Below are 15,862 nucleotides of genomic sequence, written 5' to 3'. Positions count from 1 at the left end.
GAGGGCCGTGCCTGCGCTTTTCCGTACCCTCACAGCAGCGGAACCACGCTTGTTTCCCGCCATTCACGGCTCCGAAACACCTCGTCAAGTGTGACTTGCGCGACGTTGGAGCGCCCGGCCTGCACCTCTCGGCCGGACAGGCGTAGCCTTTATTTCCGCTGTCCATCACCTTGTGAAGCGGAAGAGGGCGGTTGCCGCCGTGTCGTCTCAGTCCCCCAGTACCCCGAGCTCCCCGACCGACCAAGACGGGCAGGGCCAGAACCCTGCGACCGCCTTCGGTGCCAATGAGTGGCTCGTCGACGAGATCTACCAGCAGTACCTCCAGGACCCGAATTCGGTCGATCGTGCCTGGTGGGACTTCTTCGCCGACTACAAGCCCGGAGCGTCGGACACCCCGGCCGCCCCGGCACCCACCACGCAGAGCGCCGGCCAGGCCGTGCCCGCCGCGACGCAGACGGGCCCCGCACAGGCCGCGCCTGCCGCTCCGGTAGCCGCCCCGGCCACCGTGCCCGCTCCGGCCGCTCCGGCCCCGGTCGCCCCGAAGCCCGCCGTGGCTCCGGCCGCTCCGGTCGCCCCTGCCGCCGCGAAGCCCGCCGCCGCTCCGGCCCCGGCCAAGCCCGCTGCCGCCGCTCCGGCGACCGCGGCACCCGCCGGCCCCGAGCTGGTCACGCTGCGCGGTCCCGCCGCCGCGGTCGCGAAGAACATGAACGCCTCCCTGGAGGTGCCGACGGCCACGTCCGTCCGCGCCGTCCCGGTGAAGCTGCTCTTCGACAACCGGATCGTGATCAACAACCACCTGAAGCGCGCCCGGGGCGGGAAGATCTCCTTCACGCACCTCATCGGCTACGCGATGGTGCAGGCGATCAAGGCCATGCCGTCGATGAACTACTCCTTCGCGGAGAAGGACGGCAAGCCGACCCTGGTCAAGCCGGAGCACGTGAACTTCGGTCTCGCGATCGACCTGGTGAAGCCCAACGGCGACCGCCAGCTCGTCGTCGCGGGCATCAAGAAGGCGGAGACGCTCAACTTCTTCGAGTTCTGGCAGGCGTACGAGGACATCGTCAAGCGGGCCCGCGTGGGCAAGCTGACGATGGAGGACTTCACGGGCGTCACGGTCTCCCTGACCAACCCCGGCGGCCTCGGCACCGTCCACTCCGTGCCGCGTCTGATGCCCGGACAGTCGGTCATCATGGGCGTCGGCTCGATGGACTACCCGGCCGAGTTCCAGGGCACCTCCCAGGACACCCTGAACAAGCTGGGCATCTCGAAGGTCATGACCCTGACCTCGACGTACGACCACCGGGTCATCCAGGGTGCCGCCTCCGGCGAGTTCCTGCGCGTCGTCGCGAACTACCTCCTCGGCGAGCAGGGCTTCTACGACGACATCTTCAAGGCCCTGCGCATCCCCTACGAGCCGGTCCGCTGGCTCAAGGACATCGACGCGTCGCACGACGACGACGTCACCAAGGCCGCGCGGGTCTTCGAGCTCATCCACTCCTACCGGGTCCGCGGCCACGTCATGGCCGACACCGACCCGCTGGAGTACAAGCAGCGCAAGCACCCCGACCTGGACATCACCGAGCACGGCCTCACCCTGTGGGACCTGGAGCGGGAGTTCGCGGTCGGCGGCTTCGCCGGCAAGTCGATGATGAAGCTCCGCGACATCCTCGGCGTGCTCCGCGACTCGTACTGCCGCACCACCGGCGTCGAGTTCATGCACATCCAGGACCCGAAGCAGCGCAAGTGGATCCAGGACCGCGTCGAGCGCCCGCACTCCCGTGTGGAGCGCGAGGAGCAGCTGCGGATCCTGCGCCGGCTGAACGCGGCGGAGGCCTTCGAGACCTTCCTGCAGACCAAGTACGTCGGCCAGAAGCGCTTCTCCCTGGAGGGCGGCGAGTCCGTCATCCCGCTGCTCGACGCGGTCATCGACTCGGCCGCCGAGTCGCGCCTCGACGAGGTCGTCATCGGCATGGCCCACCGCGGCCGCCTGAACGTCCTCGCGAACATCGTCGGCAAGTCGTACGCGCAGATCTTCCGCGAGTTCGAGGGCAACCTCGACCCGAAGTCGATGCACGGCTCCGGCGACGTCAAGTACCACCTGGGCGCCGAGGGCATCTTCACCGGTCTCGACGGCGAGGAGATCACGGTCTCCCTGGCCGCCAACCCCTCGCACCTGGAGGCGGTCGACCCGGTCCTGGAAGGCATCGTCCGCGCCAAGCAGGACGTCATCAACAAGGGCGGCACGGACTTCACCGTCCTGCCCGTCGCCCTGCACGGTGACGCGGCCTTCGCCGGCCAGGGTGTCGTCGCCGAGACGCTCAACATGTCGCAGCTGCGCGGCTACCGCACCGGCGGCACGGTCCACATCGTCATCAACAACCAGGTCGGCTTCACCGCCGCCCCGGAGTCGTCGCGTTCCTCGATGTACGCGACCGACGTGGCCCGCATGATCGAGGCGCCGATCTTCCACGTGAACGGCGACGACCCGGAGGCCGTGGTCCGCGTCGCGCGGCTCGCCTTCGAGTTCCGCCAGACGTTCAACAAGGACGTCGTGATCGACCTCATCTGCTACCGCCGCCGCGGTCACAACGAGGGCGACAACCCCTCGTTCACCAACCCGCAGATGTACAACCTGATCGACAAGAAGCGTTCGGTGCGCAAGCTCTACACCGAGTCGCTCATCGGTCGCGGCGACATCACCCTCGAAGAGGCGGAGCAGTCGCTCCAGGACTTCCAGGGCCAGCTGGAGAAGGTGTTCGCGGAGGTCCGCGAGGCCACCACCGCCCCCGCCGCGACGACCGTGCCGGACGCCAAGGCCGCCTTCCCGGTCGGCGTCACCACCGCGGTCTCCCAGGAGGTCGTGAAGCGGATCGCCGAGTCGCAGGTCAGCATCCCGGAGCGGATCACGGTCCACCCGCGCCTGCTGCCGCAGATGCAGCGCCGCGCCGCGTCCATCGACGACGGCACCATCGACTGGGGCTTCGGCGAGACCCTCGCCATCGGCTCCCTCCTCATGGAGGGCACCCCCGTCCGCCTCTCGGGTCAGGACTCGCGCCGCGGCACCTTCGGCCAGCGCCACGCGGTCCTGGTGGACCAGGAGACCGGCGAGGACTACACCCCGCTGCTCTACCTGACCGAGGACCAGGCCCACTACAACGTCTACGACTCGCTGCTCAGCGAGTACGCGGCGATGGGCTTCGAGTACGGCTACTCGCTGGCCCGTCCGGACTCCCTGGTCATCTGGGAGGCCCAGTTCGGTGACTTCGTCAACGGCGCGCAGACCGTCGTCGACGAGTTCATCTCCTCGGCCGAGCAGAAGTGGGGCCAGACCTCCGGCGTCACGCTGCTCCTGCCGCACGGCTACGAGGGCCAGGGCCCGGACCACTCGTCCGCGCGCCCGGAGCGCTTCCTCCAGATGTGCGCCCAGGACAACATGACGGTCGCCATGCCGACGCTGCCGTCGAACTACTTCCACCTGCTGCGCTGGCAGGTCCACAACCCGCACCACAAGCCGCTGATCGTCTTCACCCCGAAGTCGATGCTGCGTCTGAAGGCCGCGGCGTCCAAGGTGGAGGAGTTCACCACCGGCGGCTTCCGCCCGGTGATCGGCGACACGACGGTGCAGGCCGCCGACGTCCGCAAGGTCGTCTTCTGCGCCGGCAAGGTCTACTACGACCTGGAGGCCGAGCGTCAGAAGCGCGGTGACACGGAGACCGCGATCATCCGTCTGGAGCGTCTGTACCCGCTGCCGGGTGCCGAGCTGCAGGCCGAGATCGCCAAGTACCCGAACGCGGCGAAGTACATCTGGGCGCAGGAGGAGCCGGCGAACCAGGGTGCCTGGCCGTTCATCGCGCTCAACCTGATCGACCACCTGGACCTGGCGGTCGGCGCGGACATCCCGGCGGGCGAGCGCCTGCGCCGGATCTCGCGTCCGCACTCCTCCTCCCCGGCGGTCGGCTCGGCCAAGCGTCACCAGGCGGAGCAGCAGCAGCTGGTCAACGAGGTCTTCGACGCCTGACCTGTCGCTCCGTACACGTACGGAAGGAGGCCCGGCACCCCGAGTGGGTGCCGGGCCTCCGGCGTCTCCCCCGACGGTCAGAGGTTGGCCTCGAAGTCCCAGTAGGGGCGGTTGCGCTGGCGGGCCGAGAGGGTGTGCGGGTGCTGGGCGCCGAGGGTCCTGGTGAGGGTGAGCAGCGCGTCCTCCTCCAGCTTCCCGGCCTCCTCGGTCTCGCGCAGGCCGCGCAGGTCGGTGGCGAGCGCGACCTGGCAGGAGAGGGTCAGCGGGTGCTCGTTGCCGAGGACGTGCCGGGCCCTGCGGAGGGTGTCGCGGCTGAGTTCGGCGGCCTCGACGACCCTGCCGTTGAAGTTGCGTGCGGCGGTGGCGTTGAGGGCGCAGCCGAGGACCCACGGGTGGTCGGAGCCGAGGGTGGCGGTGAGTCCGGCGAGCGCGGACTCCAGCATGGTCAGGGCCGAGGACCGGTCGCCGGAGGCCTGCATGACGAGGGCGGTGTTGGCGAGGACGCCGGTGGAGACGGGGTGGGCGGGTCCGAGGAGGGCGCGGTAGCCGGCCTCGGCCTCCGTGATGAGCTCCCTCGCCAGGTCGAGGTCGCCGTGTTCGCGGAGGAAGTTGGCGTAGTTGGTGACGGCCGACAGCGTCACGTAGTGGTCGCGGCCGTAGGCCTGTTCCAGGTGGTCGAGGACGGAGGCCATCATCGTGCCGATGTCCTCCTTGAAGCCGCCTTCGCGGCGGCGGCAGAGCGCGAGCTGGCTGCGCGCGTACAGGGTGTGGAGGTGCTGGGGGCCGAGGATCTTCACGTGCAGCTTGACGTTGGCCTCCTGGCGGCCGAGCGCCTCGCGGTAGCGGCCGAGCAGCCTCAGGTCCTGGGCGACGGCGTTGTTGGAGTTGAGCGTGGAGGCGTGGTGGGGGCGCAGGACCGTCTCGCAGGTGGCGAGGGTGTCGGTGTCCTGCTCGTACGCCTCCTGGTAGCGGCCCAGCATCCGCAGCACCACGCCGAGGTTGTGGCGGGCGACGAGGGTGAGGAACTGCGTGTCGCCGAGGAGGCTCCTGGCCTCGGCGAGGGCTTCCCGCTGGAGCTGCTCGGATTCCTGGTACTGGCCGAGGAAGCGCAGGTCGCGGGCGATGGAGATCTTGCTCTGGAGCGTGCCGAGCCGGTCGCTGTTGCCCGTGGCGGCGAGGCGCTCGCGCTGGGCGAGGTCGAGGTCGTACGCCTCCCGGAACCGGCCGTAGCGGCGGAGGATGTCCCCTTCGAGGGTGGTGAGTTCCTGCATGTGCGGGGCCAGCGGGTCCATGAAGGACGTCCACTCGTCCCGGATGCGCCCGGCGAGCCGGATGCCCGCCTTGTACTCGCCGCTGCGGTCGCAGAACCGCAGGCAGTTGAGGACGGCGACCTGGATGCGGGGGTCGGTGCTGCGCAGGGCGCCGGACGGTTCCAGGTGGGGCAGGAGTTCGGAGTAGCGGGGCCAGTGCCTGCTGTCCGTGGGGTTGCCCGGGTCGGCCTCGGCGAGCAGGGTGCGGACGGCCTTGCGGTGGGCGTCGCGGTGATCGCCGTCGGTGAGCCGGGCGACGATGTCGTGGACCAGGCGGTGCATGTGGATCGACTCCTGGTGGGGGCCGATCTCGTCGGTGGTCATGGGGCCGCGGGTCTCGCGGGTGAGCACCGAGTAGTTGACGAGGGTGTCGAGCGCGCGCGTCCAGGCGGGCAGGTCGGTGGCCATCCAGCGCAGGTCCTCGGGCAGTTGTGCCTGGGGGTAGGCGCGGACGATGCCGAGCGGGATGCGGCCGGGGGCGAAGGAGGCGCACAGGCTGAGGATGTCGATGGCCTGCGGCTGGGCGCGGCGGAGTCGGTTGATCAGTATCGACCAGGAGGTGAGGGAGGCGTTGGGCATGCCGTCGCCCGCCGTGGGGTCGTCGACGGTGGAGAGCCGTCCGTCGCGGACCATGCGCAGGTATTCGGGGGCGTCCATGCCGGACTCGCCGAGCCAGGCGGCGGCCTGGACGAGCGGCAGGGGTACGTCTCCGAACTCGGCGGCGACCTCGTCGGCCTCGGCCGCGTTGATCTGGGGCGCGCGGCGCATCAGGTAGCCGGTGGACTCCGCCCGGTCGAAGCTGGGGATCTCCAGGAAGTCGGTGTGCTCGCGCCAGCCGCGGTTGCGGGAGGTGATGAGGACGTGGCCGGGTCCCTGCGGCAGCATGACGTCGATGCCGTCGGTGTCGTCCCAGCCGTCGAAGACGACGAGCCAGCGGGCGTGCGGGTCGCCGCGGCGGAGGGCTTCGCGGACGGCGCGGATGCGTTCGCCGGGCTCGCTGCCGGTGGGCAGGGCGAGTTTGACGGCGAGTTCGCCGAGGCGGTCGCGCTGGACGTTGCGGTCGTCGGAGTTGACCCACCAGATGACGTCGTAGTCGGGGCTGAAGCGGTGGGCGTACTCGGCGGCGATCTGGGTCTTGCCGATGCCGGACATGCCGAGCAGGGTGCAGGCGGCGCTGCCGCGCTCGGCGTCCATGAGCCGTTCCTGCAGTTCGGTGAGGAGGTCGTCGCGGCCGGTGAAGCGGGGGTTGCGGCGGGGGATGTCGCCCCAGATCTCCGGCGGGGTGTCCGGGTAGCGGGCGAGGGCGCTCGCCGGGAGGCGCCGGCCCGCGTTCCTGCGGGGCTCGATGGCGAGCCTGCTGAGGAGCCGTACCTCGGCCTCCTCCTCGCCGACGCCCCAGAGGCTGACGGGTTCGAGGACCGCGGTGGACGGCAGCAGGGTGCGGTTGGTGAGGTTGACGGCGGCGAAGCGCTCGGCGTGGGCGGCGACGAAGCCGCGCAGGACGTCGTTCCACTCGCCGGCGGGCCGGGGGCCGAGTTCGAAGAACCAGTCGTTGAGGACGAGGAGCACCTGGCCGCGGGCGAGCAGCAGGTCGCCGAGGGAGTCCTCCAGGGGGACTTCGCGGGGCGGGTCCCAGCGCTGGAGGGTGGCGCGTACGCCGTGGGCTTCGAGGCGCTGGTTGATCCAGGCCGCCCAGGGGCGGTGGTATCCGGGGAAGACCACCAGGACGTGTTCGGGCGCGGCCCTGCCCCCGTGGCTCTCCGCGCCTCCGCCCGACCGCTGTTCCGCCATCTGTACGTCTCCCGTCCCGCTCACGCGCAACGCAGTGTCATGTGCCGTGGGCACAGTGTTACCCACGGGCCCTGGGGCTCGCGCCGAGGCTCGCATGGAGCCGCCTCATTTGCCGTGCGAACTCCCGCCCCTCATTGGTCAGTTCATCGGATTCAAGCAGCATCGCGAGCGCTTCGCCCACCTGATCGTGGACATGGTCGAACTGCTGCACGGCCCGTACGCTCCACGGTCCCGGCACCCCGGGGGCGGCCATCGCCCGCCGCCACAGATCGGCCAAGGCCAGGTGGGCGTAGGCCCCTTGGAAGACGCCTGCGACCGGGCGCGCGTCGGTGCGCCAGCCGACCCGGTACAGCGCGGCACGGCCGGGGCGGTAGAGCGGGACGAGCTCGTGGAGCGTGGAGAGCTTGCTGTGGTGCAGCTCGTGGACGAGCGTCTCCGCCATGTCGAAGGCGCCGGCCGACGGCGTCATCAGGACGGCCCCCGGGGCGACGCTCAGGGTGGCTCCGACGGAGCGCGGCCCGTGCGGGAGCAGCGGCACGAGCGCGCCGACCGTCCGCCCGACCTCCGTCGCCCGCTCCCGGTCGGTCCGCCGCAGCAGCTCCCCGGCGGCCCGCCAGTGCGCGGACCAGGCGGCGTGGTCGATGTCGGGCCGCTCGGCCGCGACCCTGGCGGGAGTCCCGACGCCGCCGGGCGGCACCCGGTACGGATCCAGGTCCTCCAGGCGGGCGGCCCCGCCGGCGAGGCCGCGCAGGCCGCGCCAGCCCGGGCCGCTGCCGGTGACGGCGCCGGTGCGGGCGTCGACCAGCCTGAGGAGCGCCGCGGGCGCCCCTCGGGCGTCGTCGGAGCGGACCCGTACGGCCTGGGCGCGGGAGGTCAGCCGGACCGGGCCCGGGGCCACCAGGACGCTGCCGACGCCCGGGAGCGAGAGCATGCCGCCGGGTGCCTGGACGACGAGGTCGAGCGGCCGGCCCGCCCGCAGGGCGGCGGTGGCGGCGACCAGTTCGAGGCGGGTCAGGTGCCGGTCGAGGGCGGGGCCCGCGGGCTCGGTGAGGGCGGCGGCGAGCCAGGCGCCGGTGGTCGGGTAGTCGAGGACGGCGCGGACCACTCCGGGGGCGGCGCGCTCGGTCCTCTCGAGGAGGCGCCAGGCGGCCTCGAAGCCGCGCAGGGTCTCGGGGGCGACCTCGTCGCGGTGGCGCCGCACCCGGACGAGCAGGGCCTTGAGCAGCAGCAGGCGTCGGGCGTGCACTCCGGACCGCAGGAAGGCGGCGCCCGCCGGGGCGGGCCGGGTGGCCGCCAGGGCGGCGAAGGCCGCGGGGCGCGGGGGCGTGGCGATCACTCCCGGCTCCTGGGGTGGACCGGCCTCGGCCTCGTCGTCGGCGTTGAGGTCGGCTTCGGCTTCGGCTTCGGCCTCGATACGGCCGGAAACGAGTGGTCGGGGCGGGTGCGGGGCGGCCCGGACCGAACGGCTCCGGCCGCTCGTACGTCAGTCGACGAGGGCGTCCTCCGGCCAGGAGACGACCAGGTCCGAGGGGTGGCGCAGCACTCTCTCGACCGCCGCGCCGACGACGGCGTCGTCCGTGACGCGCAAGGTCCGCAGATCAACGGCCGCGAGATCGGGCAGACGCGGGGACCGGCCGGCACTCCGGCCGACACCGGTCGCCCACTCCGTACGCTCGAACACTCTCGGCTCCTCCTCACCGACGCTGTCCCCCACGGTCGTAGCGGCGCAGCGGTTCTTCCCGACCCCGGGAGACCGGAAACCCTTTCGATTCAACTGCGCCCATTCACGCCCCCGTTATCCAGCCGTCCGACGACAAGCTCATCCGGTGGTGCCGCTCCACGCCCACCAGGGCGGTGCGATCCTGCGCCAGTCCTCGTCGGAGACCCTCACCCGGCCCCCTCCCGCCGCGCCCTCGACCTCGCTCAGCAGGGCTCTGGTCCGCTCCACGTCCGTCCAGTCCACCTCCACGAGCCGCCCGGTGAGCCGCCGCCACCGCTCGGTCGCGGCGACCAGCACGGTTCCGGCCCGGGCCGGACGGCCCATCAGCCACAGGACGGCTCCCTGGGCGTGCAGCGCGCGGGCGCCGGTGATCGTTCCCGGGTCGTCTCCGTGGGCGGTACGGGAGTCCTCCCCCGCGTTGCGGTACGCGGTGAGCGCGTCGCCGATCAGCCCGTCCCGCGCCGTCTCGGCCAACTCCAGCCGCACCCGCCCGAGCTGCAGCCACACCTCGGCACGCTCACCCGGGTCGTCGGTGCCACGGAGAGCCTGTTCGAGCAGGTGACGGCTCTCGAAGAGGTCGGGAAGGAATCCGGCGCGGTGGAAGCGGAGCGCGAGGACGCTGCCGATCAGGGTCCGCGCCCTCGCCCGCTCCGGCGCCCCTGCGGGCAGCCGGGTGAGGGCCTCGCGCAGGACGCCCTCGGCCCGGTCCACTGGCGCGGTGCCGGTGCCGGCCGCCGCGCGCCGAAGGAGCGATCCGCCCCAGGTGAGCAGGAGCGGGCCGCGCTGTTCGCTGTCGTCGGGGGCCAGCAGGGTGGCCTCCTCGTACGCCGCGTCGGCGGCGGCCCCGTCGCCCTCGGAGTCGTACAGCCGGGCGCGTGCCGTGGTGAAGCGCAGCCGCAGGGCACGGCCGTGGCTGATGAGGGGTTCGGCGCGGTCGAGCACGAGGCGGATGCGGCCGGGCTCGGCCTCGGCGAGCCGCAGGGCGTCGGCGAGGTCGAGGAGGACGGCGGCGCTCTCGTGGAGGGCGAGGGCGGCGGTGAGTTCGCCGACCGCGGCCTCGCCGTCACCCCGGGCGAGGAGCAGACGGCCGCGGCGCAGATGGAGGGTGTGGCGGGCGGTCCCGGGCCAGCGGTCGGCTTCCTCGTCGAGGGCGGCGAGGGCCGCGTCGAGATGGCCGGTTTCCTCGGTGACGCGCCACAGGGCGTGGTGGACGACGGCGAGTTCGAGCCGGGCCTCGGCCCATGCCTCCTCGCCGGGCGCGGCCAGCTCACCGGCCTGTACGAGGGTGTCGGCGGCCTGGCCGAGGAGTTCCGGGCGGCGGCCGGTACGCCGGGCGGCGGCGGTGCCCGCTTCGGCGTACAGGGCGCCCGCGAGGACGATCCGGGCCTCGACCGGCTCGGCGGGGAGCGCGGCCTCGGCGCGTTCGCGGGCGCCGGCGAGGAGGGCCGGGTCGGACTGGGCCCGGCCCTGGGCGAGGAGCCGGCGGGCCTCCGTGAGCGGGTCGGGGGTGACCAGGTCGGGGTGGTAGAAGCGCAGTACGCGCGCGGGGATGCGGGCGAAGAGCTCGGTCTCGGCTCCGTCCGGCCCGACGGGCTCGTCGGTCGCGTCGGTCTCGTGAGCCCGGTCGGTCCGGTCGCTTCGGTCGGTGCCGTGGGTCGCGTGGGTCGCCTGGGTCGTGTGGCGCTCGCGAGGCAGGCCGGTGTCCCGGTCCGTACCGGTCCCTGCTTCCGCTGCCGCTCCGGCTTCCGCTCCCGCTCCCGCTCCCGGCTCCGCTCCCGCGAGACGCGCGGCGGCGAGCGCCGGGAAGTTGCGCATCCCCTGGCCGAAATTGCGCTCCACATAGGCGGAGCAGTGTTTGAGGACGAGGGCGGCTGCGCTGGGGTCGAGCGAGCCGAGGAGGTGCTGCTGGATGCCGGGCGGATAGCTGTAGCAGGGGTACGGGGTGGGGCCGGGCAGCCGTCGCAGGAGCCCGCTGAGCAGGACCTCCGCCAGTTCCATGGGGCCGGTGTCGGGCAGCATGGCGCGCTGGACGAGTTGCATGACCGGCAGGGTCAGCGGGGCCGCCGCGAGATGGACGGCGAGCAGGAGCGCACCGGGCGAGGCGGCGGCCCGGAAGGCGCGGAGGAGTTCGTCGTCGCTCCGCCGGGCGCGGAGTGTCCTGGGCACGGGCGGCTCCGCCGGTCCTGGGGTGAGCCAGGCGGCCCAGCCGCGTACGGCGTTGCCGCCGTGCCCGGTGTGGAGCCGGGTCCAGGAGGCGAAGGCCTCGGGCGTCGGGGTGAGCACGGGCACGGCCCGGCGGCCGGGCTCCCGCGGTCCCCAGGGCTCGTCGTCGGAGCGGAAGACGGTGTGGCCGCCGGGGGCCGCGGAGCGCTGGAAGGTGCCCGGTTCGGCGGGGAGCGCGGTCCGGGACCAGAGGCGGGGCGGCAGGGGCTGGACGAGGGCGAGCGGGGAGTGGCGGGGCCACCGGCGCAGGAAGCGCTGGGCGGCGCCGGACTGCCACAGGGGGCCCACGCAGTCGCTGACGACGAGGGTGAGGCGGCGGCCGGTCGGGTCGTGGAGCTGGTCGACGGGGCGCAGCCGCGGCCGGCCGTCGGCGCCCGAGGTGGTGGTGACGAGCGGGGGCCCCTCGCCGGTGTCGTACAGGCGGTGCACCTGCACGTCCCGGAAGGCACCGGACTGCTGGCAGGCCTGGCGGAGTTCCTCGACCATCCGGTCCCAGACGACCATGGCGGGGCCGGTGTCCATGAGGAGCTGGATGTCGGGGCGGAGCCCGGTGGCCGGGCGCAGGACGGGGACGAGGAAGCCAGCGGCGGCGCTGCGTTCGGCGGTGGCCTCCTCGTCGAGGGTGCCCTCGCCGGGGCGGTGCGGAGCGAGGGCGTAGCCGCGCAGGGGGCGGAGGGCCTTCTGGAGGCCGAGGAGTCCGGGCAGGGCGTTGGCGCCGGGGGCGCGTACGGGCAGCGTCGCGCTCCGATCCGTACGCCCGCCGCGGCCGTCGGCTCCGTCGGTTCCGGCGGCGCCCACGGCTCCGGCGGCTCCGGCGGCTCCGGTGGCTCCGGTGGTGGTCATGTGGAGGGAGACGGACTCGTGGGCGGCGGACCCCGGTTGGTCCGCCACGCCTGCCGCGCCCCCGCCGTCGCGAACATCACCGCTCTCGCCCTGCTCCCGCTGCCCGGCAGACCGGCGCAGACGGTCGTTTGCGCCCTCCGCCGTCTCCGGAGGCGGGCCGGCCGCCGCCCCGTCCGCCGGGCCCGGATCCCGCGAGTCGGGGCCGGGGAGCCACTGGGACAGCCAGAGGGCGTCCGCGAGGTCCTCGGCGGTGGGGTCCTGGCCACCGGCCCGCAGTCTGCGGGTGATCTCCTCCAGATGCATCCGGTGCATCCGACCGTCACCTCGGCTGATCGAGCGGTTGCATGAGCATGTCGGCGATGCGTTCCCTGGTGACCCGTTCGGCACGGGAGGCGTGCTGGGTCAGGTAGAGCGCGTTCAGGAGCTGGTCGGTGGCGATCACCTCGCCCGGCTCGCGGTTCAGGAAGCGCTGGACGAGACCCTGCTCCCCTTCGCCCGCGGCGGCCTCGGTCCCGAGGTGGGCCTCGATCATGGCGCGGAGCTGCTCCTCGCCGGGCGGTTCGAGCTCCAGCCGGATGCAGCGGCGCAACAGGGCGGCGGGGAAGTCACGTTCGCCGTTGGAGGTGAGCACGATGAAGGGGAAGGTGGTGCAGCGGACCCGGCCGCCGAACACCCGCACCTTGCGGCCGTCGTCGCTGAGCACCTCCACGACGGGCTCACGGTCCGCGAGCCGCTCCAGCTCGGGAATGGCGAACTCGCCCTCCTCCAGGGCGTTCAGGAGGTCGTTCGGCAGGTCGAGGTCGCTCTTGTCCAGCTCGTCGATGAGCAGCACCCGCGGCTGATCGGAGGGAAGCAGCGCGGTGCCGAGCGGCCCGAGCCGGATGTACGAGCCGATGCCCGCCGGGGCCGCGGCGGCGGAGCCGGGCGAACCGGCCTGGGCGCGCTCCAGCTGCACGTCCTGGAGGCGGCCGATGGCGTCGTACCGGTAGAGACCGTCCTGGAGGGTGGTGCGGCTGACGATCGGCCAGCGCAGCACCCGGCCGAGGCCCAGCTCGTGGGCGACGGCGTGCGCGAGGGTGGACTTGCCCGTGCCGGGGTTGCCGGTGACGAGGAGCGGACGCCGGAGGTAGAGGGCGGCGTTGACGGCGTCGGTCTCGGCGGGCCGGGGGTGGTGGTTCTGGACGAGTCTGCGCTTGACGCCGAGCCGCCGGTCGGAACCGGCCAGGGTGTCGTCGGCGCTGCCCGTCGAGAAGTCGCGCCAGGGCGGTGGGGCGGGCAGCCGCTGTATCTCGTCGTGCGGAAGACCGGCACCACGGTAGATCCGCCAATCGTTCACGATGGACTCCTCCTGGCTGTGGTGTCGATGCCGGGTCCGTCGAAGGTACCGCCCGGGGACGGCGCCTGCCGATGGCGTATCCGGACGGATCGCGAGCGGGTCGCCCCGGCGGCCGCTGGGGTCACTGCTCCCCCTCCGCGAGCAGCGGCGGCGGCTCCAGGGGCCCGCCGTACGGCGGTCGGTCGGGCGGGTCGAACAGCACCGCGATGCTTTGGGCCCAGGCGTACCGGGCGCGGGCCTCGGGCCCGGCCGCCGGGTCGGCCGCGCGGGTGCGCAGGGATCGGACGGGCCCGGGCACTCCCCAGGCGGCGGATCCGGCGGCGAGCAGCAGCTCGGCCTGCTCGTGGAACTCCGCGCAGTCGGTGTGGTCGTGGGCGCCGGTCCGCCAGAGGGCGAGCGGGTGGCCGGCGGCGAGGGCCGCGTTCATCGCCATCAGCCCGTCGCCGCCGCCCACGTGGCCGCAGTAGACCGGGACGGCGGCGCCGTCGGCCTCACGGAGCCGGTCGTACGTCTCCGCCCAGGTCTCCCTGCGTACGCGCGCGGTGTGGGTGTCCGGGCCGGTGCCGGGCACCTCGCCGCGCAGCGGGACGGCACGGAGCGGTCCGCGCTCCTCCGCCTCCCAGCGCTCCCGCCACTCGGGCGCCGGTTCCCTGCCGTGGCGGTGGGCGTCACGGATGACCACGATCCTGCGCTGGCCGAGGGTGGTCGCCCAGGCGCCGTCGGGGCCCTGCGGGGGGTCGATCCGCCAGGTGTCCAGGGGCTCGTCGAAGAGCTCACGCGGCAGCACCGCCTGCACGGCGGCCAGGTGCGGTCCGCTGTCGCCGCGCCGCAGGGCGTCCGCGAGCGGTTCGCGGAGGGCCTCGCCGAGGCGGGCCCGCTCGACGCCCCGGTCGTCGAAGTGGAGCGGGCTGACGGTGTGCCCGTCGAGGAGGAGCTTGACCCGCCACGGGTAACGCCGGTCGTAGAGGGGGAGGCCGATCTCCAGGAGGACGTCGGCACGCGCGCGGGGTTCGCGTACGGAGAGGGGCGCGGGCCTGCCGGGGGTGACGAGCCGGTCGATCTCGCGCCGGAGGTGCCGGTCGGCGTCTCCCGACTGGTTGACGATCCAGCCGGTGAGGGCGGCCGTCTCGGCCCGCTCGCCGTACCGCGCGCCGACGTGCCGGACGACATGGGCCGCGTACAGGAGCACCGCGTCCAGGTCGAGGTCGCGGACGCCGTCCCTGCCGGGCGCCCGCAGGCCGCGAAGGAGTCCGGCGCCCTCGCTCCAGGTGCGCGGATCGTCCTCCAGGGCGTCCGGCAGGTCGTCGTCCCTGATCCAGGCCTTGACCTGGTCGATCAGGTCCAGGATCTCGCCGGGTGCGGTGGCCGCGGGCAGCTCGGCGAAGTGCCCGTACAGGCGGGTGCGCAGGCCGGGACTCACACCGCCCTGGGTGCCCGTCAGCTTCCCCTGGACGCGGGTCCAGTCGGGCCGGTCGTCGAGGGACCGGTAGCTGGCGAGGTGGTACCGGTCGTGGGCGCGCAGCGCCTCGCCCATGGCCTCGCCGCCGGGAAGGTCGTGCAGCCGGCGCAGGGCGGTGACGGGGACGACCGCGCCGCCGTCGCGCCCACGGCCTTTGTTGAGGCCGATGACGGCGCCCTGCCGGTGGTCGACGACGGGCCCGCCGGAGCAGCCTTCGACGGGCATGACCCAGTCGGTGATGAGGGCCTTGCCGTCGCTGCCGATCAGGGTGCCGTGGACGTGCCGGATGCCGAGCTCGCCCGTCTCCCGGGACCAGCCGTGCAGTCCGACGGCGGTCGGCGGGACGGGCGGGCGCTCGCTGAGGCGCACGCAGGACGCCTTGTGGGCGCCGGGCACCCGCACGAGCGCGAGGTCGGGGAAGGCCCACCGGTCCGGCGGGTCGTCGGGCCTCTCGGGGCGCGGCAGGGCGAGCACGACGGTGCCGGTGGTCTCCCGGGTGGTCTTGCCGTCCTCCCAGGTGATGCCGATGGCCGGCTCGCTCCTCCACACCGCGCTTCCCCCCTCGGCCACGACATGGGCGCAGGTCAGCACCCAGCCGGGGGCGATGAAGAAGCCGGTGCCCCAGTACCGGTCGCCGTGCGGGTCATACCCGCAGCCGGGAGCCGCGATGCGTACGAGTGCGGGGCGCACGAGAGCGTCGAAGGCGCTCATGCGGGCTCATCGGCCGCCGGGTGCGTCCGAGGGGCTCTGTCGGGTGCGTCCTGGCTGCGGGCGGGCGCCGGGATCGGGCGGGCGGGGTCGGTCGCGGGCACCGTGCCGGACGCCGCCTCCGCCGCGGACGCCGGGGCCGGTCCAGGCTCCGCCGCCGGGGTCCTGCCCGGCTCGGTCCAGGTGAGGGAGACGCTCACGGAGGCCTTGCCCGAGCCGTCCGCGAGAACGCCGATGACCTTGCCGGACTGTGCCGAGAGCTCGATGCCGAAGCTGACCGCGACCTCCACGGGACCCTGCGGGTCGAGTCCGGCGCGGAGCGAGCCGACCACCCCGCGGACCACGTCCGTGAGCCCGCCGGTCATCGAGACCACCCGGTCCCTGACACCGGTGTCCTGGAACCCGCCGCCCCTGCCCAGTTCCTGCACGTCACTGACCCGTGCCCACACCGGCG

8 protein-coding genes are annotated in these 15,862 nt (G+C 73.4%); 1 reads left to right on the top strand and 7 read right to left on the bottom strand.

Going from position 1 to position 15,862, the window contains the following annotated elements; translation table 11 throughout:
- The first annotated feature begins 199 nt into the window (after nucleotides 1–199).
- The gene (locus ACIA8N_RS08440; protein WP_365782151.1) at nucleotides 200–4,018 is read left to right on the top strand and encodes a multifunctional oxoglutarate decarboxylase/oxoglutarate dehydrogenase thiamine pyrophosphate-binding subunit/dihydrolipoyllysine-residue succinyltransferase subunit; all 3,819 of its coding nucleotides are present in this window, start codon (nucleotides 200–202) and stop codon (nucleotides 4,016–4,018) included.
- Nucleotides 4,019–4,095: 77 nt separating this feature from the next.
- On the opposite strand, the gene fxsT is transcribed toward ACIA8N_RS08440, so the two are convergent.
- From fxsT to ACIA8N_RS08405, 7 genes are all read right to left on the bottom strand, one after another.
- A complete protein-coding gene (gene fxsT / locus ACIA8N_RS08435) occupies nucleotides 4,096–7,119 on the bottom strand; it encodes an FxSxx-COOH system tetratricopeptide repeat protein (RefSeq protein ID WP_365782153.1) in 3,024 nt (1,007 codons plus the stop codon).
- A gap of 58 nt (nucleotides 7,120–7,177) precedes the next feature.
- On the bottom strand, nucleotides 7,178–8,455 hold the full coding sequence (locus ACIA8N_RS08430; RefSeq protein ID WP_365782155.1) for an HEXXH motif domain-containing protein: 1,278 nt from the start codon (nucleotides 8,453–8,455) through the stop codon (nucleotides 7,178–7,180).
- A gap of 147 nt (nucleotides 8,456–8,602) precedes the next feature.
- Nucleotides 8,603–8,800 carry a hypothetical protein gene (locus ACIA8N_RS08425; RefSeq protein WP_030207171.1) on the bottom strand — a complete coding sequence of 66 codons (198 nt, stop codon included), beginning with the start codon at nucleotides 8,798–8,800 and terminating at the stop codon, nucleotides 8,603–8,605.
- A 138-nt stretch (nucleotides 8,801–8,938) separates the two neighbouring features.
- On the bottom strand, nucleotides 8,939–12,217 hold the full coding sequence (locus tag ACIA8N_RS08420) for an SAV_2336 N-terminal domain-related protein (protein ID WP_365782157.1): 3,279 nt from the start codon (nucleotides 12,215–12,217) through the stop codon (nucleotides 8,939–8,941).
- Nucleotides 12,218–12,224: 7 nt separating this feature from the next.
- Nucleotides 12,225–13,241 (bottom strand): MoxR family ATPase, encoded by a 1,017-nt coding sequence (locus tag ACIA8N_RS08415; RefSeq protein ID WP_365782159.1) that lies wholly within the window; start codon nucleotides 13,239–13,241, stop codon nucleotides 12,225–12,227.
- Nucleotides 13,242–13,362: 121 nt separating this feature from the next.
- A complete protein-coding gene (locus tag ACIA8N_RS08410; RefSeq protein ID WP_365782161.1) occupies nucleotides 13,363–15,411 on the bottom strand; it encodes a trypsin-like peptidase domain-containing protein in 2,049 nt (682 codons plus the stop codon).
- Nucleotides 15,408–15,857, bottom strand: coding sequence for a CU044_2847 family protein (locus ACIA8N_RS08405; RefSeq protein ID WP_365782163.1), 450 nt, complete (start codon nucleotides 15,855–15,857; stop codon nucleotides 15,408–15,410). The genes ACIA8N_RS08410 and ACIA8N_RS08405 overlap by 4 nt, the downstream gene beginning before the upstream one ends.
- Nucleotides 15,858–15,862: the final 5 nt, after the last annotated feature.

The sequence above is a fragment of the Streptomyces sp. NPDC051822 genome, from assembly GCF_044452745.1.
In the GTDB taxonomy this organism is placed as follows: Bacteria; Actinomycetota; Actinomycetes; order Streptomycetales; family Streptomycetaceae; genus Streptomyces.
Note: the sequence above shows the minus strand (reverse complement) of the source record. Positions and strands in the feature narration are given on the sequence as shown.

Bases quoted from the DNA above. Each gene is read 5' to 3' on its own strand.
- ACIA8N_RS08410 (WP_365782161.1), bottom strand. From the start codon at position 15,411: ATGAGCGCCTTCGACGCTCTCGTGCGCCCCGCACTCGTACGCATCGCG.
- ACIA8N_RS08420 (WP_365782157.1), bottom strand. From the start codon at position 12,217: ATGCACCGGATGCATCTGGAGGAGATCACCCGCAGACTGCGGGCCGGT.
- fxsT (WP_365782153.1), bottom strand. From the start codon at position 7,119: ATGGCGGAACAGCGGTCGGGCGGAGGCGCGGAGAGCCACGGGGGCAGG.